Here is a 25,237-nt window from a genome sequence, read left to right as displayed (position 1 = left end):
ATGTGGTGGGGTGTCGCCTCGGCCCTGCTCGCGAACGCGCTGTCCAGCCTCGGCTTCGTCCTGGAGAAGCGGGCCCTCGGCAGGCTGCCGTCGCTGTCGACGCGGCGGCCGCTGGCGCTGCTCCGGCACGTCCTCGGCAGCCCGCTGTGGATCGGCGGCGCGCTCGCGCTCCTCGCCGGGTTCGCCGCCCAACTGGCGGTCTACCGGACGCTGCCGATCGCCGCCGCGCAGGGCCTGTTCGTCTCCGGCCTGGTCCTGCTCGTGCTGTTCTCCTCCCTCCTCCTCGGCGAGCAGACCTCGGGCCGGGAGAAGTACGCGCTCGCCGCGATCCTCGTGGCCCTGCTCATGGTCGTGCTCTCCCTGAAGGAGGGCGCGGACACCATCAGCCTGCACGCCCCGGCCCACCTGGTCCTCCTGGTCTGCGTCCCGTCCCTCGCGGTCGGCGTCTGGCTGTACGCGGCGGCCGAGCGACGCGCCCGCCGACTGCACCGGCTGCCGACCAACGGCGCGGCGTACGGGGTGGCGGTGGGGCTGCTGTACGGGGTGAGCTCGCTCGCCATCAAGGGCATCTCCAGCGCGCCGACGACCTGGACGGCGGCCGGACTCGCGGACACGGCACGGGAGTTGCTGACATCCCCGTACCCGTACCTCCTCCTCTTCACCTTCCCGTTCGGCCTGGTGATGTCGCAGGCGGCGCTGCAGCGTTCGCGGGCGTCGCTGATCGTGCCGGTCTGTACGACGGTGACGTCGCTGTTCACGGCGGTGCTCGGCACGCTGGCGTTCGGCGAGACGCTGCCCGACGACCCGGTACGGCTCGCCCTGCGGCTCGGCGGCACGCTGCTCGCCGTGACGGTCCTCCTCGCCCTGCCCCGGCACGACGCGACACCCCCGCCGTCAGCGGACGACGCCCGCCCTCCGCACCCGGACGCGGCCCCCGGCCCGCGCCCACCGGCGCGGGCAACCACCCGACGCCCGCTCCCCGGCTCGGCCCCCGGTCCCCCCGGCCCCCGCCCACCCCTGCGCGCCACGGCCCGGCACCCGCACGCGACGACGCAACCGGACGCGGACGCGGACGGGAACCTGACCTCGGGTGGCTCGCCCCAAGCCCCGCCCGCCCCATGGCCCGAGCAACGGACCGCTGCCCATCGCCCGTCTGCCGACGCCAACTCGGGCACAACCCCAGGCGCAGGCACAGGCGCAGGCACGGGCGCAGGCACAGGCACGGGCACGGGCGGGGGGTCGGGCGCGGGGTTCAGTCCCTCGGCGTCCGCGCCCCGCCCTCCGCTGCCCAGGCGGACGCCCTCACCTCCGGCCGGCCCCGGGGCCGTATCTGAGGCGCCGCACTCCGACCGCAGAACGTCACCGGGCCGCACCGCCCAACCCCCCACCCCCAACGAGGAGTTGAACCCGACATGACCCCCGACGACCCGCTGCTGAAGATCCTCGCCTGCCCGCTCGACAAGGGGCCCCTGCACCTCCTCGGCGCGGACGAGGCGCTCTACAACCCGCGGCTGCGCCGCCGCTACCCCGTGCTCGACGGCATTCCCCAGCTCCTGCCGTCCTCCGGTGAACAGGTGCCGGAGGAGGAGCACGAGCGGCTGCTGAAGCTGCTGGAACCCGCGGCCTCCGGGGAAGGGGGCGGGTCGTCATGACCGTCGCCGCACGCATCGGGCCGCTGCTGCCCGCCCGGCTCGTCGGCGCCGTGGCGCACGCCCTGTACCCGCGGTTCGAGCCGGAGTTGGCGCGGCTCGGCGACTTCTGCCCGGCCGACTGCGACACCGCGCTCGACGTCGGCGGCTGGTACGGGCCCTGGTCCCGGCGGCTCGCCGGCCGCGCCCGGCGGGTGATCGCCGTCGAGCCGGTGCCGCACCTGGCCCGCGCCCTGGACGCGGCGACGCCCGCCAACGTCCGCGTCGTCCGGGCCGCCGCCACCGACCGGCCCGGAACGGCCCGCCTCTGGCTGCCGCACGACGACCGGGCCGCGCGCGGCGACCGCGGGGTGTCGTCGCTGGTGCGCCGGGACATCCACGACCGCGCCCTGGACGTGCCGTGCCTGCCGCTCGACGGCCTCGGCCTCGACGGGACGGGCCGCCGGGTGGACTTCGTGAAGATCGACGTCGACGGCAACGAACTGCCCGTGCTGCGCGGCGCCGCCGAGCTCCTGGAGCGCGACCACCCCGCGCTGCTCGTCGAGTTGGAGGCCCGCATCCAGCCCGCCGCCCCGGTCGTCGAGCTGCTCGCCGCGCACGGCTACCGCGGCTGGGTCCTCCCCGGCCGCTCCTGGGTCCCCCTCGACGACTTCGACCTCGCGGCCCACCAGCACCGCACCGCCCACGTCGTCCACCGCGGCCTCCTCCGCCGCGCCCTGCCCTTCAAGGGCCCGCGCTACGTCAACTCGGTGCTGTTCCTGGCGGGCGGACGTCGACCGGGCGAGGCGGCGGTACGCGGCCACGGGGCGCACGCGAGATAGGCACGCCGAGGCGAGCGGGCCCCACGAGCACCCGGCGCCCCTGCCTCGTACGACCACCCCGCTGCCCGCCCCGTACGCCACCATGGGACGCATGCCGGACCGCTCCTCCCCCGCCGCCTCGCACCCCTTCGGCCCCCGGGACTTTCAGCTCGTTCTGCTGCGCCGTATGGCCGACCACAATTCCGGTCTCGTCGAGGACGCGCGGCGGGTGCTCGGGGTCACGGTCGCCGAGATGCGGGAGGCCAACCGCCGCTGGCAGGCGATGGTCCGCTCGACGCGGGCCCGGTCGGCCGTGTCCCGGTACCGGTCGGTGCTCGGCACGCCGGAGGCGCGGCTGCGGCGCGCGCTCGGGGATCTGGAGTGCGCGGCGCTGCTGTGGCCGGTGCCGCTCTGGCCCGACCTGCGGTTCGAGGTGCTGCTCGCCCCGAACGGCGCGGTCTGGAACGAGTGGTTGGTCCGCGCCCCCGGCGCCCCGGCCCCGCGCCTGCGTACCCGCGCCGACCTCACCCCCTGGTCGTGCACCGTCGACGAGGCCGCGCGGGCCTTCCCGCCGGCCCGCCCGCTGGAGGGCTCGGCGCCGACGCGCTGGGGTCTGCTGCTCTCCGTGCCGGACGAGGAGGGTGGCCGGCCCCGGCCTGTGGCGGCCGAGTTCACCTGGGGTCTGCTGCAGCGCGTGGGGCTGCCCGGACGGGAGTGAACCCTCTGCGCGGCGGGCCCCGGAGTCGTGCTGCGCCGCTGGTGGGACAGGTCACCCCCAGGGGTTGCGTGGGCGGGGTCGGCTCGGGTAGCCAGACCGTCAGTGCCACGGACGAACAGCAAGGAGTCAGGACGCGTGAGCTCTCCCCATCCGGCGCTCTTCCCGGACCTCGTCGCGGGGGCCGAGCACCCCGCGCTGCGCTTCGGCGAGCGCTGTCTGACGTACTCGGAACTCGCGTCCGCCGCAGGGGCCTTGGCCCGTACGCTGGGCGGCGCGCCGTCCGGCCGGGTCGCGGTGTGGGCCACGCCGAGCCTGGAGACCGCGGTCGGCGTCCTGGCCGCGCTGCTCGCCGGGGTGCCCGCGGTGCCGCTGAACCCGAAGGTCGGGGCGCGCGAGCTGGAGCACATCGTGGCCGACAGCGCGCCGACGGCGGTGCTCGCGGCGCCGGACGACGAACTGCCGCCCGCGCTGGCCGAGTTGGACCGTATCGGCGTACGGCCCGAGGCGCGGGCCGCCGAGGCGCCCGGCTCCGACGTCCCCGCCGGGGCGGGCGCGGGCGCGCCCGTCCTGCCGCCCGAGCCGGACCCGGACTCGCCCGCGTTCGTCGTCTACACCTCCGGTACGACGGGCCCGCCGAAGGGCGCCGTGCTGCCGCGCCGGGCGCTGTCCGCGACGCTCGACGCGCTCGCCGAGGCCTGGCAGTGGACCGCCGACGACGTACTCGTACACGGACTGCCGCTGTTCCACGTGCACGGCCTGATCCTCGGCGTGCTCGGGCCGCTGCGGCGCGGCGGGGAGGTGCGGCACCTGGGCCGGTTCTCGACGGAGGGCGTGACGCGTGAACTCGCCGCCGGGGCCACCATGTTGTTCGGCGTGCCGACGATGTACCACCGCATCGCCGAGGCCCTGCCCGGCGACCGCGCCCTCGCCAAGGCCCTGTCCGGGGCCCGCCTGCTGGTCTCCGGCTCGGCCGCGCTTCCCGTGCACGACCACGACCGCATCACGGCCGCGACGGGCTGCCGGGTCATCGAGCGGTACGGCATGACGGAGACCCTGATGAACACCAGCGTGCGGGCCGACGCCGAGCCGCGCGCCGGGACGGTGGGCGTGCCGCTGCGCGGGGTCGAGCTGCGCATCGTCGACGAGTCGGGGGCGCCGACGGCCGCGCCGGACGAGGTCGGCGAGATCCAGGTGCGCGGGCCGAACCTGTTCACCGAGTACCTGAACCGGCCGGACGCGACGGACGCGGCGTTCACGTCCGACGGCTGGTTCCGCACGGGCGACATGGCGGTGCGGGACCCGGACGGGTACGTGCGGATCGTGGGCCGCAAGGCGACGGACCTGATCAAGAGCGGCGGGTACAAGATCGGCGCGGGCGAGATCGAGAACGCGCTCCTCGACCACCCCGGCGTCCGCGAGGCGGCGGTCACGGGCGAGCCCGACCCGGACCTCGGCGAGCGGGTCGTCGCATGGATCGTCCCGTACGACCCGGCGCGTCCGCCCGGCGCGACGGAGCTGTCCGACCATGTGGCCGCGCAGCTCTCGCCCCACAAACGCCCGCGCGTGGTGCGGTACTTGGCGGAGCTCCCGCGCAACGACATGGGGAAGATCATGAAGCGCGCCCTGCCCGAGAGCTGAGCCTGGCCGGTTCCTTGTGACCTGATCTGGTTGCCCGTGGAAACGAACAAGGGAGCAGGTGTTCCCTTGAACAGGTGGTCGTCGCGTCTGGGATTGCATCGGACCCAAGTGACCAACGATGCTTACGGAGCGCAAGCAACGGGCTGCAGACCGTGATTGCGAGTCCCGAGCGTATGAGTCCCTCATGCGCGCACAGCACGTATCACAAGGAGAAGCACCACCATGAACTTCCTCACCGACCTCCTCGCCGGCGTCGTCCACTTCGTTGGCTGGCTGGTCTGACGCAGAGCGAAGTACGCCGCGGCGCCGTCTCCCCTCGTCCCAGGGGGAGGCGGCGCCGCCGCGTTGTCGGGCCCAACTCGCGTCCGCAACAATGTGGTTGATCCACGCAGCACGCGACATAGGGACTACGGGGGCACGGCGCATGGACAACCTGGTGCAGTTCGACGCGGCCGACGGCGCGCGGGTCGTCGTCGCCGTCGCCGAGGACGAGCCGGTCGGCGGCGCCCGGCTCGCGGCCCGCGGCGAGGGCGGCGCGGTCCAGGCGTCCCGTACGTTCGAGAGCTCCCTGGAGAGCGCACGCGCGGCCGCGGAGTCCGCGCTGCGGGTGTTCCGGGACGGCAGCCTCCGCCCGGACGCCGTGGAGATCGAGTTCGGCGTGAAGCTGACCGCCGAGGCGGGCGCGGTGATCGCCAAGTCGGCCGTCGAGGGGCACCTGTTGGTCAAGCTGTCCTGGTCCCCGCAGCAGCAGGACCAGCGGCCGGAGCCCCAGCCGACCCGAGAGGCCCGGCAGCCTGAGCGACCGGGCGCATGAGCGGCGCCTCCTGGCACGCCCGCGTCGCCTGCGGAGGCGAACTCGGCGGCGGCTTCCTCGTCTCCGAGCGGCACGTCGTGACCTGCGCCCACGTCGTCGCCGAGCACGCCCCCGCCGACGGCGTGCCCATCACCGTCACCTTCCCGGACTGCGCCGGGCTCGGCACGTTCGCCGCGACCGTCGTCGCGCACGGCGGCTGGGCGGGCGGCACCCTCGACCCCGGCGACCTGGCCGTGCTCGCCCTGGACCGGCCCGCCCCGGTGAAGCCCGCCGAGTTCGCGCCGCCCGCCGCCGCGTACGGCACGCCCGCCCCGAAGCTCGTCGTGCACGGTTTCCCGCTGCACTACGACGAGGGCAGGATCGCCGAATGCCGGGCCACCGCCGACCAGTTGATCGCCGGCGAGTGGGTGCAGCTGGAGGCGTGGAGCCCGCACGGCCAGCCGCTCGCGCCGGGCTTCAGCGGCGCAGCCGTCGTCCGCGCGGACACCCTGCAGGTCGTCGGCATGGCCGTGGCCGCCGACCGGGACCCGAAGGCGCGCGGCGGCCGGATGCTGCCCGCGACCGCGCTCGCCCGGCACTGGCCGCCGCTCGGCGACCTGATCCCCACGGGGCGGTACCAGGCGGAGGACAAGGAGCAGTTGCGGGCCCTGATCGCCCGTGCCGAGGCGGCGGGCGCCGAGTGCCGCCCCGAGCAGCTCTACCGGGACGCGGTCGGCCGCCTGGGCCCGCCGCTGCCGCCGCTCGGCTTCGACTCGCTGTGGGCGGCGGCCTGGTACGTGCTCGCGGAGGTGCCGGACCCGGAGGCCGCGGCCCGGTTCGCGGCCCGGCTCGCGGACTTCGCCGACGGCGACGCGGACGCGCGGGACCGGCTGCGCCGCTGGGCGGTGTCGCGCGTGCCCCGCACGGCGCCCGCGGCGCCCGGCCCGGCCGCGGAAGGGCCGTCGCGGCCCTGGGAGTCCGTCCTCGTCGAGATCGACCACAGCGGCGCCGACCAGAACCGCTTCATCGTCTCGGTCTCCCTCTGCCGGGGCGGCGAACGGCACCCCGTCGGCGAGCGTTCCCTGCCGCGCGCCGACGTCCGGTCGTACGCCCTGGAGCGGATCGGGGAGGCGTACCGGCTGATCGCGCCCGGCGCGGACGAGCTGATCGCGTTCGCGCTGCCGAAGAAGTGGATCAACCAGCCGGTGCACGCCTGGGAGCGCAGCAAGGACGATCCGACGCCGCTCGGCTGGTTCGCGCCGGTCGTCGTCCTCGACCTGGCGCGGCGCCGGGACGCGATGCTGCAGCACCGGCTGCACCAGTCGTGGCGCGCCCTGGACGCGCAGCCGGGCAGCGTGCTGCACCGGGTGGAGTGCGGCAGCGACCAGGCGCAGGTGCCGCTCACCCAGGCCCTGCGACGCCGCCCCGCCCTGCTCGGCTTCGCCGCCCCGCCGAAGGCGCCGCGCGCCAAGCAGCAGTTGAAGGCGGGCCTGAACGCGCCGGTGCCGGTCATCCTGTGGCCGCACTCCGGCTGCAAGGGCGACCACGACGCCGGCGGCGGCCCGTGCCCGGGCGACTCGTTCCTGGACGCGCTCGACAGCTATCTGGAGAGTCGCGCGCCCGCTGAACTCCCGTACGAAGTCTGGCAGTTGCGGCAGGATCCTGAGCAGGAGTGGGCCCGGGACCTGACGCTGCTCTGGGAGGATCCGCGCTGCTTCCCGGACCCGGCCGCCGGCTTCGGCCGCTCACCGGTCGGCTGACGCCCCGCCGCACGCACCGGGCGCAGGCCCGCCGACCGCATCACGAAGGAGAAGCCCGCATGTCCCAGTGGCCCGTCTACACCGGCGCCGCCGAGCCGCACGACGGCATCGACGCACTGCCCGCTCCACCGCCCTGGCGGGCCTTCGACGGCGGCGGCGCGAGCCCCCTCGACCCGCCCGCCGACATCGCGGCGGCCTCCCCGGACGGCGCCCACCGCGCACAGACGTACCAGCCGACGGACGACTCGGTGCAGCTGGTCAACGCGGCCCTGTACCTGCGCCGCCCGCTCCTGGTGACGGGCCCGCCGGGCAGCGGCAAGTCGTCCCTCGCGTACGCCGTGGCAAGGGAGTTGAAGCTGGGCCCGGTGCTGCGCTGGAACATCACCAGCCGCTCCACGCTCGCCGACGGCCTGTACCAGTACGACCCGCTGTCCCGGCTGTACGCGGCCGGGCGGGCCGCCGCCCAGGAACTGCCGACGGGCGGCGAGCTCCAGGACCACCTGCGCCTCGGCCCGCTCGGCACGTCCCTGCTCCCGTACCGGCGGCCGCGCGTCCTGCTGATCGACGAGATCGACAAGAGCGATCTGGACCTGCCCAACGACCTGTTGAACATCCTGGAGGAGGGCCAGTACGAGATTCCGGAGCTGCTGCGCGCCGCCCGCACCACGCCCGAGGCGCACGTGATGGTCGACGGCTCCGACGAGCGGGTGCCCGTGACGGGCGGCCGGGTGCGCTGCCACGCCTTCCCGTTCGTGGTCCTGACCAGCAACGGCGAGCGCGAGTTCCCGCCCGCGTTCCTGCGCCGCTGCGTCACGCTGCGCCTGCACCGGCCCGCCGAGGAGCACCTGGAGGCGATCGTCCGCGCCCACCTGGGCGAGCCGGACGCGTACGCCCGCACCCTGATCGCCCGCTTCCTGGAGCGCGGCAACAGCGGCGAACTCGCCACCGACCAGCTGCTCAACGCGATCTACCTGACGGGCGCCGCGGGCCTCGCCGCCGAGTCCCGGGACGCGCTCGCCGAACAGCTGATGCCGTATCTGAGCCGCCTCGGGGGCGCGAACGGAGGCGGCGCGCACGGCGCGCAGGAGCCGGATGTCTTCTGACCGCCTCCCCGAGCCGTCCGGCCGTACGGGCGCGCCCGTCACCCGCCTCGCCGAGCTGCTCGCCGAGGCGGGCGACACGGCACGCCCCGGCCCCCGCGAGCTGGCCGAACTGCTGTGGCTGGCCGGCCGGTTGGGGGGCGCACCGGACGCCGACCGGCCCCCGGAGCCCGCACCGCCCGTACCGCCGGACGACGCCCCGCGCACCACGCCTCCCCCACACCCCGCCCCGCCCCCGCCGCCGGAGCCCGACCCCGCGCCTCCCCCGCACGCCCCGGAGCCGGAGCCGGAGTGCGGCGAGGACGAGCGGGTCCCCCTGCACCTGCCCGCACCCCCCTCCGGCGCGGACGGGCCCCGCCACGGCGGCGGCCACCGCACCCTGCACGTACCGGCGCCCCCGATGCTCGCGCGCCCCCTGACGCTGCAGCGCGCCCTGCGCCCGCTGAAGCGCACCGTGGCCGCCCCGTCCGGGCACGTCCTCGACGAGCGGGCCACCGCGCACCGCATCGCCACCCTCGGCGGCCATCCCGCCTGGTGGCTGCCGGTCCTCCGCCCGGCCCCGGAGCGCTGGCTGCGCCTGGACCTCGTGCACGACACCGGCCCGACGATGCCGGTCTGGCGGCCCCTCGTCCGCGAACTGCGGGACGCGCTCGCCGATTCGGGCATCTTCCGCACGGTCGCCGTGCACCGCGCGGGCCCCGACGGCCGCGTCCAGCACTCCGGCGTCCCGGCCCCCGCCGACGGCCGCACGGTCACGCTCGTCGTCAGCGACTGCACGGGCCCGCAGTGGCGGCCGGGCCCGGCGGGCACCCGCTGGTACGCGCAGCTGCGCCGCTGGGCCGCGCGCATGCCGCTCGCCGTGGTCCAGCCACTGCCGGAGCACCTGTGGCGCACGACGGCCCTGCCGACCACCCCCGGCCTCCTCACGTCCCCGTCCCCGGCGGCCCCGAACGCGTCCCTGGACTTCGAGTCGTACGACGGCGATCCCCGGCCGGACGGCGCGCTGCTGCCCCTTCCGGTTCTGGAGCCGACGGCGGACTGGCTGGGCCACTGGGCGGAACTGGTCGCCGACCCGGGCGGGCGTCAACTGCCGGGCGCGGTCGGGTGGTTGGGGGCGCGTCCGGCCCCGGCCGGGCGGGCCGGGCCGGTGTCCCCCGTCGACCTCTCCGCCACCGACCTGGTCCTCCGCTTCCGCTCGCAGGCCTCGCCGGAGGCGTTCCGGCTCGCCGGACATCTGGCCGTGGGCCGGCCCGAACTGCCGGTGATGCGGCTCGTGCAGGCGGCGATCGAGCCGGACCCGCGGCCGCAGCACCTCGCCGAGGTCGTCCTCAGCGGCCTCCTCCACACCCCGGACGGGTCGGCCCCGGGGGCGTACGCGTTCCGGCCCGGCGTACGGGAGCTGCTGCTCAACACCCTGCCGCGCTCGGCGCAGGGGCGTACGGAGCAACTGCTCGCCCGCGCCGGGCAGTTGATCGAGGCGCGGGCGGGGGTCGCGGCGCCGGAGTTCACGGCGAGCACGCCGGGCGGCGACGAACCGGCCCCGCCGGACGGCCCGATCGCGACGGTGGCCCCGGAGACCGTGCGACGTCTCGGCGCCCCGCCCGCGTCCCCGCTGATCGGCGGCCGCTACCGCCTCGGCCGGGTGCTGGGCCGGGGCGGCGTCCACTGGTCGGCGACGGACGAGCGGACGGGCGAACCCGTGGTCGTCCACCGCGCCGCCGCCGACGTCTCCGGCTGGCCCGGCGCGTTCCCCGAACACCCCAACCTGGCCCGGGTGTTGGACGTGTGCACGCACCGGGGCGACCCGTACCTGGTCGTCGAGTACGTGCAGGGGCCCAGCCTGGCCGCGTACCGCACCCACGCCCGGGAAGCCCAGGACATGGCGACCGGCCTGATCGACGCGGTGCGGACGCTGCACGAGGCGGGGATCGTGCACGGGCGGCTCGTCGCCGAGAACATCCTGGTCGCGCCCGACGGCACCCCGAAGATCGGCGGCTTCGCCCTGCGCGCCGGCGGCCGCGGGAGCCGCGAGGAGGACCTGCGGACACTCGGCGGCATCCTGCTCGACCTGGCGTACACGCAGCGCTGGGACCGGGACGTCGAACTCCCGTTGGGCTTCCGCGAGTTGCTGACCGACCTGCAGTCCGGCGCGGGCCCCGGCTGGCCGACCCGCCTCCCCGAGCCGTACCGCCCGCTCGGCCCCCTGGGCCTGACGATGTGGCGGGCGCGGCATGCGGGGACAGGTCAGGAGGTGGTGGTCCAGCACTTCGCGGGGGTGGCCGCGGACGACCCGGACTTCGCGGACCGCGTCCGCCGCCTCGGCGCCCTCCGGCACGAGAATCTCGTACGCGTCCTGGACAGCGGCCCCACGGACCAGGGGGCGTTCCTGGTCACGGAGCGGGTCACGGGGGTGAACCTGCGGGAGTTCCTGAAGGAGTTCGCGCCCGAGGACCGGGGGCTGGAACAGGAGCGGTTTCTGCGCCTCGCCCGTCAACTCGGCTCGGGAGTCGAAGCGTTGCGGGGCGAGGGGCTCGAACACGGCGACCTCCTCGCCTCGCACGTCCTGATCACCGAGGACGACCGGCTGGTGCTGTGCGGGTTCGGGTCCGGACGGGGCCCGGACGACGACCTGCGCAAGCTCGGCGAGCACGTGTGGGAACTGTCGACGCGAGTCGACCTGCCCGAGGCCCGGCGCCGTGAACTCTCCGTGCTCGTCAACCGCTTGATGGAGTACGACGGCAGCGCTCTGCCGGCGCTGTCGCGCCTTCAGCTGACTGCCGCCCGCCCGCCCCGCCTCTACCGCCTCTTCGGCCCGCCCCGGTACCAGGAGGACCGGCGGGTGACGACCGTCGGCGTGCCGGGGTCTGCGGAGAGCGCCGTCTTCGCCGAGCTGGCCCTCAGCCGCAAGGAGCCCGTCGCGTTCGGCGAGGAACTCCGCGAGGCCGTCGCATTCGTATGGGACGAGCTGGGCCCCGACGTGGCTGCGGCCGACGAGGGCGGGCAGCGGCTGTTCCTCCGGTTCCGGGACGGGGACACCACGGACGTCCTGCAGGTGGAGAGCCTCCTCAAGCAGGCCCTCCGCGCCCGCGAAGCGCGCCGCCCCGCCGACGCCCTGCGCCTCCTCGACGACGCCCACGCCCTCTTGGACGGCGAGCCGCTGCCCGACGTCCCCGGGGACCGCGCGGCGGAGGCGCGGGCACGCATGCGGGACCTGGCCCTGAAGCTCCGCCTCACCCGCGCCGAACTCCTCCACGCCACCGGCAACTTCAGGCGCGCCGCCGACGACCTCCTGGACCTCCTGCACGCACACCCCGGCCACCCGGACGCCGTCCGCCTGCGCATGAACGCGCTGCGCAACCTGGGCCGCCGCGAGGAAGCGCTCGCCACGTACGAGGCGTACGAGCGGCAGCTCGGCTCGCCCAGAGAGGTCGACCCGGCGATCCGGCGTCTCGCGCGGGAGATCGAGGTGATCGCCGAGCGGACCGAGGCGCGCCTGCGCGTCGACCTGCCGGGCCCGCCGTACGACGCGGACACCCTCGCCACCCTCGGCAGCGTGCTCCGGCAGTCGCTGCAGGAGAACCGCCCGAGGCCGGGCAGGGCCGTGCTGCACCCGACGGCGGACGGCTACGAGGTGGTCGTCACGGCGGTCGAGCCGCACGCGTACCTCTTCGACTGGGCCGTCGGCCACCTCGGCGACGTCCTCGACCGCGTCCCCCGATCCGTGTTCCTCCGCGCCCTGCTCGGGCTCGGCCCCGAGGGCCTGGACGAGGTCTGGGAACGTCAGGTCCGGGCGCCGCTCGCGCTCGCCGTCTCCCCCGAGCTGTACGACCGCCTGGTCGTGCGGGACCGGCTCGCGGACGCGCGCCTGTTCCGCCCGCTGGCGTCGGCCGACGGCACCGGCACGCTCGCCCGGTACTGCACCTGGCAGGCGCCGGAGCTCTCGCCCCGCCTGGAGCAGCGCACCCTCTCCCTGCCCAGCCGGTACCCGAAACGGCCCTTCACGGCCGACGTCGAGTTCAGCTGGACCTGCACCGGCCCGCAACTCCCGGACGGGCAGGAGGCCGAGACGCTCGTCGACGTCTTCCGCGACGCCGCCTCCCGCATCACCCGGCAGTACGCCCCGGAGGCGACCGCGACCGCCCTGCACGCGCTCCGCAAAGGCCTCCGCTCACCGAGGTCGCCCCGGATCACAGCCCAGCACGGCATCCTCCGCCTCGTCAACGAACCGCCCGTCGAGCGGAAGATCCGGCGCGGCCTGGCCCTGCGCCCCTTCCCCGACGGCATCCACCCCCTCACCGAAGCCACCACCGTCCTCGTCGCCTTCGACGGCCCCCTCGCCCACCTCTACCCGGACGAGCGGTCCGCCGCCCAGGCCTCCCGGGACCTGCTCGCCGTCGTCGCCGAACACCGGGACGTGGACGGCGCGTTGGCGGGCGAGCCCGTCGTCCGGCACCTGCGCGAGACCGGCGTGCACCCCCTCGACGTGCTCCGCACCTACGCCGGCCATCCCCTCGGCGACGACCTGCGCCGCCGCCTCGACGACATCGAGCTCCGGGCCGTACGCAGCGCCCGGCGCAACCCGCACGGCGCCGCCCTGCTCGCCGAGCTGCACCGGTCCCGGCGCGGCGTCGCGATCGTCTCCGACACGTCGGCCGCCGCCCTGCGGACCTGGCTGCGGCGCAACGGCGACGTCCCCGTCGGCGGCGGCGCCCACGGCCGTACGGCCCGGCTCGACCGGCTGATGCCCGACCCGGACTGTCTGCGCCGCGCGCTCGACGCGCTCGACAACCCGCTGCGCACGGCCACGGTGATCGGCGCGTCCGTCGCCGAGTTCGAGGCCGCCCAGGAGCTCGGCCTGCACTTCGTCGCGTACGCGCGCGGGGCGCGGGAGCGGCGCGGGTTCCGGGAGGCGGGCTGCGAGGTGGTCGTCGAATCGATGGAGGCCCTGCTCGGCTTCACCGACCGGTCCTAGCTTCACCGATCGGTCCTAGCTTCACCGACCGGCCCTGGGGGCGGTCACGCCTCCGGCGACCGCGCGTCGTACCGGGCGAAGCCGCGCCACTTCAGCGCGAGCAGGCCCACCGCGAGCACGCACGCCGCCCCGCCGCCGGTGATGGCCAGTTGGGGCGAGGTCAGGTCGGCGACCGAGCCCGCGAGGAAGTCGCCGAGGCGCGGTCCGCCCGCGACGACGACGATGAACACGCCCTGGAGCCGCCCCCGCATCTCGTCGGGCGTGGCCGCCTGCAGCATCGTCGACCGGAACACCATGGACACGGTGTCGGCGCACCCGGCGAGGGCGAGGAAGAACATGCCGAGCCACAGGTTGCGGGTGAGCCCGAAGACGGCGACGGCCGCGCCCCACGACGCGACCGCGAGGAGGATCGCAAGGCCGTGCCTCCGGATCCGCCCGAGCCAGCCGGAGAACACGCTGCCGAGCAGGGCGCCCACCGCGGGCGCGGCGACGAGCATGCCCGCGGTCTTCGCGTCCCCGGCGAACCACAGCACGGCCACGGCCGGGAACAGGGCGCGCGGGTGGGCGAGGACCATCGCGCACATGTCGGTGAAGAACGTCATGCGGATGTTGGGCCGGGTCGCGAGGAAGCGCAGCCCGTCCACGACGGAGGCCCGCTTGGCGGCGCCCGCGCCCCGCTCCGGCTTCATCGACGGCAGCCGCCACATCGCGTACAGGCCGACGGTGAAGGTGACGGCGTCGATCAGGTACGCGGCCTGGTAGCCCCACAGGCCGACGACGAGCCCGCCGAGCATCGGCCCGAACATGGTGCCCGACGTGGTCGTCATCGAGCCGAGCGCGTTGGCGGCCGGCAGCTGCTCGGGCGGCAGGAGCCGGGGGATCATCGACGTACGGGCCGGGGAGTTGAGCGCCCCGCACACCGCCTGCAGCGCGACGATCGAGTAGAGCAGCCACACCTCGTGGAACCCGGCGAGCGCCGCGCCCGCGAGGACGAGGCTCAGCAGGAACAGCCCGAAGGAGCTGGCGAGCCCGAGCTTGCGCCGGTCCACGGTGTCGGCGATGGCGCCGCCGTACAGGCCGAAGACGACCAGCGGTACGAGCGAGAAGAGACCGACGAGGCCGACGGCGAAGCTGGAGTGCGTGATGTCGTACACCTGCAGCGAGATCGCGAGGGCCGTCATGGCCTGGCCGAGCCAGGAGACGGTGTTGCCGATCCACAGGCGCCGGTAGTCGGGGGAGGTCCGCAGCGGTGTGAGGTCGGCGAGGATGCGCCGCCGGGCGACCGCCGGCTTCCCCGCGGCCCCCGCCCCGCCGTCCCCCGTCGGGTTCGTTATGCCCGTCTGCTCACTGTTCGCCGAAGTCTCGCTGGTCACACGGGATGCTAACGCGCGCCCCCGTACGCGCGTACGGCGCTCAGCACCGCCCCCGGTAGGCGATCCGCGGCAGCGGCGCCGGGTCGGGGCTGAGGGCGCGGCTGCGGAGGTAGGCGAGCGCCGCGTCCACCCGCGCGGACCGCAGCGACTCGTGGCCCGGCACCAGCATCCGCAGCTCGTCGGCGGCGGCCGCGAAGTCGCCGGAGCCGAGCCGCTGGTGGGCGAGTTCGATCCGGATGAGGGCGCGGGAGCGCTGCTCGTGCGGCGAGCGCAGGGACAGCGAGAGTTCGAGCGCGGACACGGACCGGCGCAGGTCGCCCTCGGCCCGGTGCATCCGGGCGACCTGGTAGAGCAGCGCGCCGAGCGAGTACGAGCCGTTCTCGTCGTCCTCGCCCCGGTCGATCCAGTACTCCGCGCCGTCCATGTCCTTCACGGCGCCCGCCCCGTCCCCGGTGACGGCGCGGGCCACGGAGCGCTGGGTGAGCAGGAACGCCCGGGTGCCCGCGCCGGCCCCGTCGAAGCCCTGGTCGACGGCGGCCTCGGCGAGCGCCAACGCCTCGGTGGTGCGGCCCAGTTCGAGGGCGAGCACGCTCATGTCGCGCAGCGCCGCCGCCCGCAGCACCGGCCGTCCGGCCTCGGCGGCGAGCGCGGCGGACAGTTCGAGAGCACGCTGCGCCGCCCCGTGCCCGAGGTCGTCGGCCCAGGCGCGGCCGAGCATCCGGCAGAGCCGCGCGGCCTCGGCCCGGTCGGCCCCGGACAGCTCCCCGACGACGAGCTCCCGCACGGCCCGGCCGCCGCTGCGCTCGAGGACGTCGAGGGCGGCGTGCACGAGCACCCCATCCCGCCCGCTCCCGTCGCCCCGCCCGGCGGGCAGGTCGGCGTGCGGCACGGGCAACTGCGGTGCCCGGTAGGGCAGTTCGCGCAGTCGCCGCAGCTGCCTCGGGTCGCGGTGCTCCAGGACCAGGTCGGCGAGCTCACGCCGGGCCTCCCCCGCGCGCCCCCACGCGCAGCGGCCCGGCTCGCCCGCTCCCCCGGCCCCGCCCGGCCGCGCGTCCGCCGCGTCGCCGGGCCCCGGCTGCACGGGCAGCGACCGCGCCCCGGCGCCCCGCGTCCCGGCGCCCCGCACCCCGCCGCGCACGAGCCGCATCGCGGTCCCGCCCCGGCCCGCGCCGTGCGCCGGACCGCCGTACGCGCCGTGGAACCCGTACGTCGTCCCGTACGCCCCGTCCCCGTACGTCGTCCCGTACGTCCCGTCCCCGTACGGCGATCCGTGCGCCGCCGCCTCGCCGCGGGCCGCGCCGACCGCGCCGAAGCCCAGTTCCTCGACCGTGACGAGCCGGCCGAGGCGCTTGGCGAAGGCGCGGACGAGCAGGTCGCGCGCCGAGGGCCGGGGCCGGGTGCCGGCCAGCCAGTGCGAGACGTTGGACCGGTCGTACGAGACCCGGACTCCGGCCTGCCGGCCCGCGGCGTTCACCGCCCGGGCCAGCTCGGCCCCGCTCCACTGGGCCTCCTCCAGGCGTTCCCGCAGTCGGTCGTTGGGTGTTCTCCGCGCCCCCATGGCCGCGCCCCTCCTCGAATGGCGTGCGCGGGCCGTGTGTCGGCACGGCCCGTTCGGCGGTCCCGCCCCGCCGCCCCATGCATGGCGGGGCGGGACCGCCTCCCTTCCTCTCCCCCCAGGTCCCCGACCACCGCCCCCACGACAGCGGCCGAAGCCCCGGCCCGGCCAGGTCGCGCCTCCCAAAGCGGCGACCCGGCCGGAGGTGCCTTCCGAGCACCGGGAGGGAGATTTCCATTCGCACCGTGACCGCAACAACACAGCATGTGACCGACTTTCAACATCAACGGCCAAAAAGCAGCGGACCGTAAACGCTTTCCCCAAGGGATGACAGGGAGCCGCCGGATCGATCACGTACGCGAATGGCCGAAGAGCAACCCTTGCCACGCGCCCGTCACATGCGTCCCAGCCGAACCACCCGTACAGAGGCACCCCGCCCGGACCTTCTCGACAGGCGGGATCCGCCCGGCCGCCGGACGATGCCAGGAGACAACCACCGACCTGGTCCTGCGCTCTCGGGAGGAACTGCCATGACCGTCAGCCTTGAGCAGCTGCACCGCTGCCACTTCGGCGTAGACCTCGGCGCCGCTCGCACCCGCGTGTACGTGAAGGGCGCGGGCCTCGTCGTCGACGAGCCGAGCGTCGCCGCCGTCAACACCAGGACCGGGGCGCTGATCGCGGTCGGTGAGCTCGCGGAGCGCATGACGGGCCGTACGCCGGGCTACATCCGGGTGGTCCGCCCGGTCTCCGGCGGCACCGTCGTCGACATCGACATGGCGCAGCGGATGCTCAGCCACCTCCTCGACGACAAGCTGCGCCGCACCCTGCGCCGCAAGCCCCGGCTGCGCGCGGCGGCCTGCGTGCCGCACGACGCGGATCCGCTCGCGCAGCGCGCGGCCACCGAGACGCTGATCGGGCTCGGGGCGCGCCGGGTCGAGCTGGTGGACACGCTGATCGCGGCGGCGGTGGGCTGCGGGCTTCCGGTGGAGCAACCGGAGGCCACGATGATCCTGGTGTGCGGGGCGGCCACCACGCAGGTCGCGGTGCTCTCGATGGGCGCGATCGTGACGGCCGAGCGGATCCCGGTCGGCGGCGACGCCATCGACGACGCGATCGTCCAACACCTGCGCCACCAGCACGAGTTGATGCTGCCCAGCCAGTCGGTACGGCCGCTGCAGCTCGCCCTCAGCGGGAACGGCCTGACCACACAGGGCCCGGAGTCCACCGAGATCCACGGCCGGGACGTCGCGACCGGCCTGGCCCGCTCCGTGCACGTGCAGACCTCGGCGGTCCGCGAGGCCATCCACACCCCGCTGACCGCCGTGCTCGACGGCCTCGGCAAGGTGCTCCGCAACTGCCCGCCCGACCTGGTCGCCGACCTCGCCGACCGGGGCATCATGATGGTCGGCGGCAGCGCCCTGCTCCCCGGCCTCGACCAGATGCTCCGTACGGCGACGGGGATGCCGGTGCACATCGCCGAGCGCCCGGACACCTGCGCGGTACGGGGCCTCGGCGAGATGCTCGAGGGCAAGATCGAGCCGATGCGCCTCGACCCGCTCGCCGAGTGAGCAGGACTCCCCCGTGTCCATGTCCCTGCAGCTCGTCGGCGCGCTGCTCATCCTGGCGTCGTTCGTGCTCGCCCAGACCGGCCGACTCGCCTTCGGCTCGGCCCGCTACCTGTGGCTGAACTTCATCGGCTCCTCGCTCCTCGCCATCGACGCGGTCGCCGAGGAGCAGTGGGGCTTCGCCCTGCTGGAGGGCGCCTGGGGCCTCTACTCGCTGCTCGGTCTGGTGGACTGGGCCCGTGGACGCCCGATGAGCGGCAGCGAGCCCGCGTAGGCCGAGGAACGCGCCGGCAGCGAGCCCGCATAGGCCGAGGGACGCGGCAGAGACCGAGGGAAGCGGCGGCAGCGAGCCCGCGCGACCAGCCGGACGAGGCGGCAGCGAGACCGCGTGTCCAGCCCGGACGCGGCGGCCGGAAAGGAGGGGCACGGTCATGACACCGCAGCCACACGACACGGGGCAGCAGCCGACCGCCTCCGACCGACCCTCGCACGACACCGGCCAGCCGCCCGCCTCTGCCGACCAGCCGCCGACCGCCTCTGACCGGCCCCCGCATGACACCGGGCTGCGGCCTGCCGCCTCCGACCAGCCACCCGCCGCGTCCACCCCGCCCTCGCACACAACCGACCGCCCGAAAGCCGACACCCCGCACGCGGACCGACCCGACCCGCGCAGGGACCGACCCGACCTACACGCGGACCGACCCAGCCCGCACGCGGACCGACCCAACCCGCACGCGGACCACCCCGACCCGCACCCCTCAGCCCCCACCCCTCCCCCGGAACCCCCCACCGTTCCCCGAGAGCCCCTTCTCCTCGAAGCGGTCCTGAGCGTCGGCGCCGATCTCGAACTGCGGGCCACGCTGCAGCACTTGGTGGATGCCGCGACCCGTCTCACCGGCGCCCGGTACGGGGCGCTCGGGGTCGTCGACCCGGACCGGAGCGGAGGGCCCCGGCTCACCGAGTTGTTCACCGTCGGCCTGGACGACGAGGCCAGGGCCCGGATCGGGCGGCTGCCGTGCGGGGACAAGGGCCTGCTCGGCGTACTCCTGCGGGACCCGCGCCCGCTGCGCGTCGACGATCTGGCGGCCGACCCGCGCTCGGGCGGCGTGCCGCCGGGGCATCCGCCGATGCACAGCTTCATCGGCGTACCCGTGCTCGTACGCGACGAGGTGTTCGGCGACCTGTTCCTGACCGAGAAGCGCGGCGGGCCGTTCACGGAGGAGGACGAGCGGCTGGTCCGGATCCTCGCCGCGCAGGCGGGCATCGCGATCGGGAACGCGCTGCTCTTCGAGAACGCCCGGCAGCGGGAGCGCTGGATCGAGGGCGCGGCCGCCGTCACCACGGCCCTGCTCAGCGGCGAGCGCAGCGAGGAGCCGCTGACGGTGGTCGCCGAGCAGGCCCGCCGGCTCGCGGACGCCGCCGCGGGCGTGATCCTGCAGCCCACCGACGAGGGCGGCATGGAGATCGTCACGGCGTCCACGCACGGCGATCCGGCGGACCTGGTCGGCACGACGATCGCCCCGGGCAGCCCGGTCCTCGCTCAACTCCTGGGCGGGGAACCGGTGTTCGTCGCCGACTCGGCGACCGATCCGCGGATGACGACCGAGGTGCGGAGCCGTTTCGGCCCGAGCATGCTGCTCCCGCTGCAGAGCGGCGGCCGTCTCATCGGCACGCTCGCCCTGCCCCGCACCCGTGGCGCCCGCGACTACACGCCGGTCGAGCGGCAGCTCGCCGGGCAGTTCGCCTCGCAGGCCGCGCTCGCCCTGGTGCTCGCCGACGCCCGGCGCAGCCGCGAGCGGCTCGCGGTGTTCGAGGACCGCGACCGGATCGCCCGCGACCTGCACGACCTGGTGGTCCAGCGGCTCTTCGCCACCGGCATGATGCTGGAGTCCACGCAGCGCAGGGCCCGCGCCCCGGAGGTCGGCACGGCCATCGGCAAGGCCGTCGACGAACTGGAGTCGACGATCCAGGACGTGCGTACGGCGATCTTCGCGCTGCAGCAGCCGCCCGCGGACGCGCCGACGGGCGTGCGCGGCACGGTCCTGAAGGAGGCGGCGGGCGCGGCGGCCGTGCTCGGCGTCTCCCCGTCGACGCAGTTCCGGGGCGCCGTCGACGCCCGGGTCCCGGAGCCGGTGGCGGTGCAGCTGGTCGCCGCGCTGCGCCGGGCGCTGGCCGCGACGGCCCGCCGCCCCGGGGTGTCCGAGATCCGTGTGACGGTCGACGCGGAGGCCCGACTCCCGGACGGGCGCCCGGGGTTGCGGCTCACGGTCACCGACGACGGCGGCCCGGACGGCACCACGACCACGTCCCAGTGGCCGCTCTGACCGACACCCGGGTCGCCGCGCGATGAACTCTCGGCCCCGCCCCCTCCCGACCGTTGACGCGCGTAGCTGACCGGCCCCACTCTTGGGTCGACTCCCGGGGCGGCCGCCGCTGGGGCGGTGCACCCGGTTCGACGGTCGGGAGGCCGAGATGCTCAGACGCACGGCACGTACGCTCGGGTTATTTGTCATGGCCATGGCCTGCGCCTTCCTCGGGGTGAGCGCCACCGCGGGCACCGCCCAGGCCGACACCTGCTACACCTGGAACCGCACCCTGTCCCAGGGCGCCTCCGGCAGCGACGTCACACAGCTGCAGATCCGCGTCGCCGGCTGGGTCACCTCCGGCGAGCGCCTCTCGTACGACGGCCAGTACGGCGCCCGCACCGCCGCGGCCGTGAAGAAGTTCCAGTCCGCGTACGGCCTCGCCGCCGACGGCGTCGCGGGCCCGGCCACGTTCAACAAGATCTACGCGCTCCAGGACGCGGACTGCACCCCCATCCACTTCACGTACGCCGAGCTCAACAAGTGCAACTCCGACTGGTCCGGCGGCGCGGTCCCGGCGGCCACCGCCAAGGCCAACGCCCTGAAGACGATGTGGAAGCTGGAGGCCATGCGGCACGCCCTCGGCGACGTCCCGATCACGATCTCCAGCGGCTTCCGCTCGTACGCCTGCAACAGCGCGGTCGGCGGCTCCGCCTCCAGTCGGCACCTGTACGGGGACGCCGCCGACCTGACCGGGTCGCCGACGCTCTGCCGCCTCGCCCAGCAGTCCCGCACACACGGCTTCTCGGAGATCCTCGGCCCCGGCTACCCGGGCCACAACGACCACACGCACGTGGCCTTCGACCCGAGCCCGTACTGGTCGGCGCCCAGCTGCGGCATCTGACCGCGGGGCCGACGGCAACTCCCCTCCACCGAGGGGCAGTTGCCGCCGGTCCGCTCGGGAGGCGAGTGGGCCGGTCCGGCGTAGCATGGTGTGCAACGACACGCACTCCCGGCCGGTCTGCGGCTCGGCGGGCGGCCTGACCCCTCTCCGACCTGTACGGGAAGGAGAAGGCCATGACCACCGAAGCCCTCGACCGCGCCAGGCAGGAGGAGTTCGCCGGCCGCATGGTGCAGGTCCTCAACGACGCCTGCCTCGGCTATCTGTGCAGCCTCGGCCACCGCACCGGCCTGTTCGACGCACTGGCCGGCCTCCCGCCCGCCACCAGCGAGCAGATCGCCACGACCACCGGCCTGAACGAGCGGTACGTACGGGAGTGGCTGGGCGGCATGACCGTCGGCGGCATCGTCGAGTACGCCCCCGAGGACGGCACGTACCGCCTGCCGCCCGAGCACGCCGCCGCGCTCACCCGCGCCGCGGGCCCGGACAACATCGCGTCGTTCCTGCAGGACCTGGCCCTGATCGGCAACGTCGAGGACGAGGTCGTCGAGGCCTTCCGCAAGGGCGGCGGCGTCCCCTACTCCTCGTACCCGCGCTTCCAGGAGCTCCAGGCCGAGGAGACCGCGCGGGTGTACGACGCGGCCCTCGTCGACGCCGTGATCCCGCTGGTCCCCGGCCTCACCGAACGGCTGCGCGCCGGGATCGACTGCCTGGACATCGGCACCGGGCAGGGCCACGCGGTCAACCTCCTCGCGCAGGCCTTCCCGCAGAGCCGGTTCCGGGGCCTCGACATCTCGGAGACCGGCATCGCGGCGGCCCGGCGCGAGGCCGCGGAGCTGGGCCTCGGCAACGCCCGCTTCGACCTCGGCGACTCCGCCACGCTGACCGGGGCGTACGACCTGATCACCGCGTTCGACGTGATCCACGACCTGGCCCGGCCCGCCGAGACCCTGCGCGCGGTCGCGGGCGCGCTGCGGGACGACGGGACGTTCCTGATGGGCGACATCGACGCGTCCAGCAACCTGGAGGAGAACGTCGGCCACCTGCTCGGCCCCACCCTCTACACGTTCTCCGTCTTCTACTGCATGACCGTCTCGCTCGGCGAGGGCGGCGCCGGCCTCGGCACGGTGTGGGGCCGCCAGCGGGCCCGCCGGATGCTCGCCGACGCGGGCTTCTCCGACGTCACGGAACAGCACGTCGAGGGCGACATCCTGAACGTCTACTACGTGGCACGGAAGTAACGGGCCAATACCGGAGATACCGGGCAACACTGGAGACATGGAAGCCCGCGGACGCTTCCGACGGACCTCGGAGCCCTCCCGCCGCGGCGCCCGACGCCGCCGCGGCGGACCACCCGGCCGCAACGCACGCCGCCTGCGGTCGCTCCTGAACGTGCGCACCGTCGCCGGCCAGGTCTTCCTGCTGCAGCTGGTGATCGTGCTGCTGCTCGTCGCCGCCGCCGTCACCGCCCTGGTCGTCCAGGCCCGCCGGGGCACGACCGACGCGGCCCGCCACCGCACCCTCGCCGTCGCGCAGAGCTTCGCCAACGCCCCCGGCACGCTCGAAGCCCTCGACGACCGCGACCCCACCGCCGTGCTCCAGCCCCGCGCCGAGGCCGCCCGCGAAGGCTCCGGCACCGACTACGTGGTGGTCTGGAACACCGACGGCATCCGGTACACCCACCCCGACCCGGCGCTCATCGGCCGGCACGTCATCGGACCCGTGGAGGAGGTGCTCGCCGCCGCCCGGGACGGCCGCCCGCACACCGACACGTTCCAGGCCAGCACCGGCCCCACCGTGAACTCGGCCGCCCCGGTCACCCGCCCCGACGGCTCCCTCGCCGGGGTCGTCTCCGTCGGCATCACCGTGAAGCGGGTCGAGGACGTCGTCGGCGCCCAGCTGCCGCTGCTGTTCGGCGGCGCCGCGGGCGCCCTGGTCCTGTCGGCGGGCGGCTCGCTCCTGGTCAGCCGCCGCCTGCGCCGCCAGACCCACGGCCTCGGCCCGGCCGAGATGACCCGCATGTACGAGCACCACGACGCCGTCCTGCACTCCGTACGGGAAGGCGTCCTGATCGTCGGCGGCGACGGCCGGCTGCTCCTCGCCAACGACGAGGCCCGCCGCCTCCTCACCCTCCCCCCGGACGCCGAACACCGCCCCGTCACCGCCCTCGGCCTGGACCCCGACATGGCCGGACTCCTCACCTCCGGGCGGGCCGCCACCGACGAGGTGCACCTGGCCGGGGACCGGCTGCTCGCCGTCAGCCTGCGGCCCGTCGGCCGGCGCGGCGGCCCGGCCGGCAGCGTCGCCACCCTCCGCGACACGACCGAACTGCGCGCCCTCGCCGGCCGCGCCGAGACCGCCCGCGAACGCCTGCGGCTCCTCTACGACGCGGGCGCCCGGCTCGGCACCACCCTCGACGTGGTGCGCACCGCCCAGGAACTCGCCGAGGCCGCCACGCCCCGCTTCGCCGACTACGCGACCGTCGAACTCCTCGAACCGGTGCTGCGCGGCGACGAACCGGACGGCACCGGCACGGTGATGTGCCGCGTCGCCTTCCGCGGCCGCCGCGCCGACCCGCCGTTCATCGCCGTCGGCGAACGCATCCCGTGGCGGCCCGACAACCCGGTGGCCGTGGCCCTCGCGGAGGGGCACTCCGTACTCGAACCCGACCTCGCCGCGTTCGACGCCTGGCGCACCCAGAACCCCGAACGCACCCAGCGGATCCTGGACTTCGGCGTGCACTCGCTGATCTCCGTGCCACTGCGGGCCCGCGGCGTGCTCCTCGGCCTCGCCAACTTCTGGCGCTCCGAGCAGGCGCCGTTCTCGGCGGACGACCTGACGTTCGCCGAGGAGCTGGCGACGCGCGCCGCGGTCGCCGTGGACAACGCCCGCCGCTACACCCACGAGCACTCGACGGCCGTCGCACTGCAGCGCAGCCTGCTGCCGCGCTCCCTCGCCGAGCAGTCGGCCGTCGAGGTCGCGCACCGCTATCTGCCTGCCAAGGCGGGCGTGGGCGGCGACTGGTTCGACGTGATCCCGCTGCCCGGCGCCCGCGTAGCCCTCGTCGTCGGCGACGTCGTCGGCCACGGACTGCACGCCGCCGCCACCATGGGCCGCCTGCGCACCGCCGTCCACAACTTCTCCGCCCTCGACCTGCCGCCCGACGAACTCCTCGGCCACCTCGACGAGTTGGTCGCCCGCATCGACGCCGACGAGTCCGACCCGGCAGCCGACGGCCAGGCCGCGATCACCGGCGCGACCTGCCTGTACGCGGTCTACGACCCGGCCTCCGGCGCGTGCGCCCTGGCCCGCGCAGGCCATCCGGGCCCGGCCCTGGTGCGCGTCGACGGCACGGTCACGTTCCCCGACGTCCCGGTCTCCCCGCCGCTCGGCCTCGGCGCCGGCCTGCCCTTCGAGTCGGCCCGGCTCACCCTCGCGGCGGGCGACCGGCTCGTGCTGTTCACCGACGGCCTCGTCGAGCACCGCGACCGCGACCTGGACACAGGCCTCGCGTTGCTGCGTACGACCCTCGCCGGGGCGCCCGGCACACCCGAGGAGACCTGCACGGCCGTCCTCGACGCGCTGCTCCCGCCACACCCCGACGACGACGTCGCCCTGCTCGTCGCCCGCGCCCGCCTCCTCGACCCGGAGCGGATCGCCGAATGGGACGTGCCGAGCGACCCCGCCGAGGTGAGCCGGGTCCGCAAGGACGTCGCCCAACGGCTGCAGGACTGGGACCTGGACGAGGCCGCGTTCACGACCGAGCTGGTGGTGAGCGAACTCGTCACCAACGCCATCCGCTACGGCATCCCCCCGGTCCGGCTGCGCCTGCTGCACGACCGCGGCAACCTGATCTGCGAAGTGTCCGACGGCTCCAGCACGTCCCCGCACCTGCGCCGCGCCGCCACCACCGACGAGGGCGGGCGCGGCCTGTTCCTGGTGGCACAGTTCGCCCGCCGCTGGGGCACCCGCTACACGGCCCGCGGCAAGGTCATCTGGACCGAGCAGTCCGTCCACCCGGACGGCCCGGCCGACGAGCCGAGCCCGGAGTCGCTGCTGGCCCAGTGGGACGACGAGAACTTCTGAACGCACCGGGAGCGCACCGGGAGC

The 25,237-nt window shown here is 75.3% G+C and carries 16 protein-coding genes and 1 pseudogene; 15 read left to right on the top strand and 2 right to left on the bottom strand.

Annotation, left to right across the window (positions count from 1 at the left end; genetic code table 11):
* The 9 genes and pseudogenes from ACIDOF_RS16450 to ACIDOF_RS16410 all read left to right on the top strand — a co-directional run.
* Nucleotides 1-918 (top strand): annotated as a pseudogene (locus ACIDOF_RS16450) (hypothetical protein); the annotation flags it as partial.
* A gap of 494 nt (nt 919-1,412) precedes the next feature.
* Nucleotides 1,413-1,652 (top strand): Trm112 family protein, encoded by a 240-nt coding sequence (locus ACIDOF_RS16445; protein ID WP_409006609.1) that lies wholly within the window; start codon nt 1,413-1,415, stop codon nt 1,650-1,652.
* Nucleotides 1,649-2,470: an FkbM family methyltransferase gene (locus ACIDOF_RS16440; protein WP_409006608.1), complete on the top strand. Its 822-nt coding sequence runs from the start codon at nt 1,649-1,651 to the stop codon at nt 2,468-2,470. Before ACIDOF_RS16445 ends, ACIDOF_RS16440 begins: the two co-directional genes overlap by 4 nt.
* An 82-nt stretch (nt 2,471-2,552) precedes the next feature.
* A complete protein-coding gene (locus ACIDOF_RS16435) occupies nt 2,553-3,167 on the top strand; it encodes a hypothetical protein (RefSeq protein ID WP_409006607.1) in 615 nt (204 codons plus the stop codon).
* Between the two features lie 135 nt (nt 3,168-3,302).
* Nucleotides 3,303-4,805, top strand: a complete 1,503-nt coding sequence (locus tag ACIDOF_RS16430; protein WP_409006606.1) for an acyl-CoA synthetase — start codon at nt 3,303-3,305, stop codon at nt 4,803-4,805.
* Nucleotides 4,806-5,229: 424 nt separating this feature from the next.
* Nucleotides 5,230-5,619, top strand: a complete 390-nt coding sequence (locus ACIDOF_RS16425) for a CU044_2847 family protein (protein WP_409006605.1) — start codon at nt 5,230-5,232, stop codon at nt 5,617-5,619.
* Nucleotides 5,616-7,358: a trypsin-like peptidase domain-containing protein gene (locus ACIDOF_RS16420; RefSeq protein ID WP_409006604.1), complete on the top strand. Its 1,743-nt coding sequence runs from the start codon at nt 5,616-5,618 to the stop codon at nt 7,356-7,358. The genes ACIDOF_RS16425 and ACIDOF_RS16420 overlap by 4 nt, the downstream gene beginning before the upstream one ends.
* 59 nt (nt 7,359-7,417) lie before the next feature.
* Entirely contained in the window at nt 7,418-8,461 is a 1,044-nt protein-coding gene (locus ACIDOF_RS16415) for an AAA family ATPase (RefSeq protein WP_409006603.1), read from the top strand.
* Nucleotides 8,451-13,430 (top strand): SAV_2336 N-terminal domain-related protein, encoded by a 4,980-nt coding sequence (locus ACIDOF_RS16410; RefSeq protein WP_409006602.1) that lies wholly within the window; start codon nt 8,451-8,453, stop codon nt 13,428-13,430. Before ACIDOF_RS16415 ends, ACIDOF_RS16410 begins: the two co-directional genes overlap by 11 nt.
* Before the next feature lie 44 nt (nt 13,431-13,474).
* Here the strand turns inward: ACIDOF_RS16410 and ACIDOF_RS16405 are convergent, their stop codons facing one another.
* Both ACIDOF_RS16405 and ACIDOF_RS16400 read right to left on the bottom strand, forming a co-directional pair.
* Entirely contained in the window at nt 13,475-14,764 is a 1,290-nt protein-coding gene (locus ACIDOF_RS16405) for an MFS transporter (protein WP_409006751.1), read from the bottom strand.
* A gap of 79 nt (nt 14,765-14,843) precedes the next feature.
* On the bottom strand, nt 14,844-16,361 hold the full coding sequence (locus ACIDOF_RS16400; protein WP_409006601.1) for a helix-turn-helix domain-containing protein: 1,518 nt from the start codon (nt 16,359-16,361) through the stop codon (nt 14,844-14,846).
* Between the two features lie 527 nt (nt 16,362-16,888).
* Between ACIDOF_RS16400 and ACIDOF_RS16395 the strand changes: the two genes are divergently transcribed.
* The 6 genes from ACIDOF_RS16395 to ACIDOF_RS16370 all read left to right on the top strand — a co-directional run bounded on the left by ACIDOF_RS16395 (nt 16,889) and on the right by ACIDOF_RS16370 (nt 25,213).
* A complete protein-coding gene (locus ACIDOF_RS16395) occupies nt 16,889-17,926 on the top strand; it encodes a rod shape-determining protein (protein ID WP_409006600.1) in 1,038 nt (345 codons plus the stop codon).
* A 19-nt stretch (nt 17,927-17,945) separates the two neighbouring features.
* The gene (locus tag ACIDOF_RS16390) at nt 17,946-18,197 is read left to right on the top strand and encodes a CBU_0592 family membrane protein (protein ID WP_409006750.1); all 252 of its coding nucleotides are present in this window, start codon (nt 17,946-17,948) and stop codon (nt 18,195-18,197) included.
* A 550-nt stretch (nt 18,198-18,747) separates the two neighbouring features.
* On the top strand, nt 18,748-20,247 hold the full coding sequence (locus tag ACIDOF_RS16385; protein WP_409006749.1) for a GAF domain-containing protein: 1,500 nt from the start codon (nt 18,748-18,750) through the stop codon (nt 20,245-20,247).
* Between the two features lie 148 nt (nt 20,248-20,395).
* On the top strand, nt 20,396-21,130 hold the full coding sequence (locus ACIDOF_RS16380) for a D-Ala-D-Ala carboxypeptidase family metallohydrolase (protein WP_409006599.1): 735 nt from the start codon (nt 20,396-20,398) through the stop codon (nt 21,128-21,130).
* A 173-nt stretch (nt 21,131-21,303) separates the two neighbouring features.
* A complete protein-coding gene (locus tag ACIDOF_RS16375) occupies nt 21,304-22,368 on the top strand; it encodes a class I SAM-dependent methyltransferase (protein ID WP_409006598.1) in 1,065 nt (354 codons plus the stop codon).
* A 37-nt stretch (nt 22,369-22,405) separates the two neighbouring features.
* Complete coding sequence (locus ACIDOF_RS16370) at nt 22,406-25,213, top strand: SpoIIE family protein phosphatase (protein WP_409006597.1); 2,808 nt, start codon at nt 22,406-22,408, stop codon at nt 25,211-25,213.
* Nucleotides 25,214-25,237 lie beyond the last annotated feature (24 nt).

It is taken from the genome of Streptomyces sp. Da 82-17 (assembly GCF_046098215.1).
GTDB lineage: Bacteria > Actinomycetota > Actinomycetes > Streptomycetales > Streptomycetaceae > Streptomyces.
Note: the sequence above shows the minus strand (reverse complement) of the source record. Positions and strands in the feature narration are given on the sequence as shown.

Coding starts and splice junctions, on each gene's coding strand:
- ACIDOF_RS16445 (WP_409006609.1), top strand. CDS start 1,413: ATGACCCCCGACGACCCGCTGCTGAAGATCCTCGCCTGCCCGCTCGAC.
- ACIDOF_RS16440 (WP_409006608.1), top strand. CDS start 1,649: ATGACCGTCGCCGCACGCATCGGGCCGCTGCTGCCCGCCCGGCTCGTC.
- ACIDOF_RS16435 (WP_409006607.1), top strand. CDS start 2,553: ATGGGACGCATGCCGGACCGCTCCTCCCCCGCCGCCTCGCACCCCTTC.
- ACIDOF_RS16425 (WP_409006605.1), top strand. CDS start 5,230: ATGGACAACCTGGTGCAGTTCGACGCGGCCGACGGCGCGCGGGTCGTC.
- ACIDOF_RS16420 (WP_409006604.1), top strand. CDS start 5,616: ATGAGCGGCGCCTCCTGGCACGCCCGCGTCGCCTGCGGAGGCGAACTC.
- ACIDOF_RS16415 (WP_409006603.1), top strand. CDS start 7,418: ATGTCCCAGTGGCCCGTCTACACCGGCGCCGCCGAGCCGCACGACGGC.
- ACIDOF_RS16410 (WP_409006602.1), top strand. CDS start 8,451: ATGTCTTCTGACCGCCTCCCCGAGCCGTCCGGCCGTACGGGCGCGCCC.
- ACIDOF_RS16400 (WP_409006601.1), bottom strand. CDS start 16,361: ATGGGGGCGCGGAGAACACCCAACGACCGACTGCGGGAACGCCTGGAG.
- ACIDOF_RS16395 (WP_409006600.1), top strand. CDS start 16,889: ATGACCGTCAGCCTTGAGCAGCTGCACCGCTGCCACTTCGGCGTAGAC.
- ACIDOF_RS16390 (WP_409006750.1), top strand. CDS start 17,946: ATGTCCCTGCAGCTCGTCGGCGCGCTGCTCATCCTGGCGTCGTTCGTG.
- ACIDOF_RS16380 (WP_409006599.1), top strand. CDS start 20,396: ATGCTCAGACGCACGGCACGTACGCTCGGGTTATTTGTCATGGCCATG.
- ACIDOF_RS16375 (WP_409006598.1), top strand. CDS start 21,304: ATGACCACCGAAGCCCTCGACCGCGCCAGGCAGGAGGAGTTCGCCGGC.
- ACIDOF_RS16370 (WP_409006597.1), top strand. CDS start 22,406: ATGGAAGCCCGCGGACGCTTCCGACGGACCTCGGAGCCCTCCCGCCGC.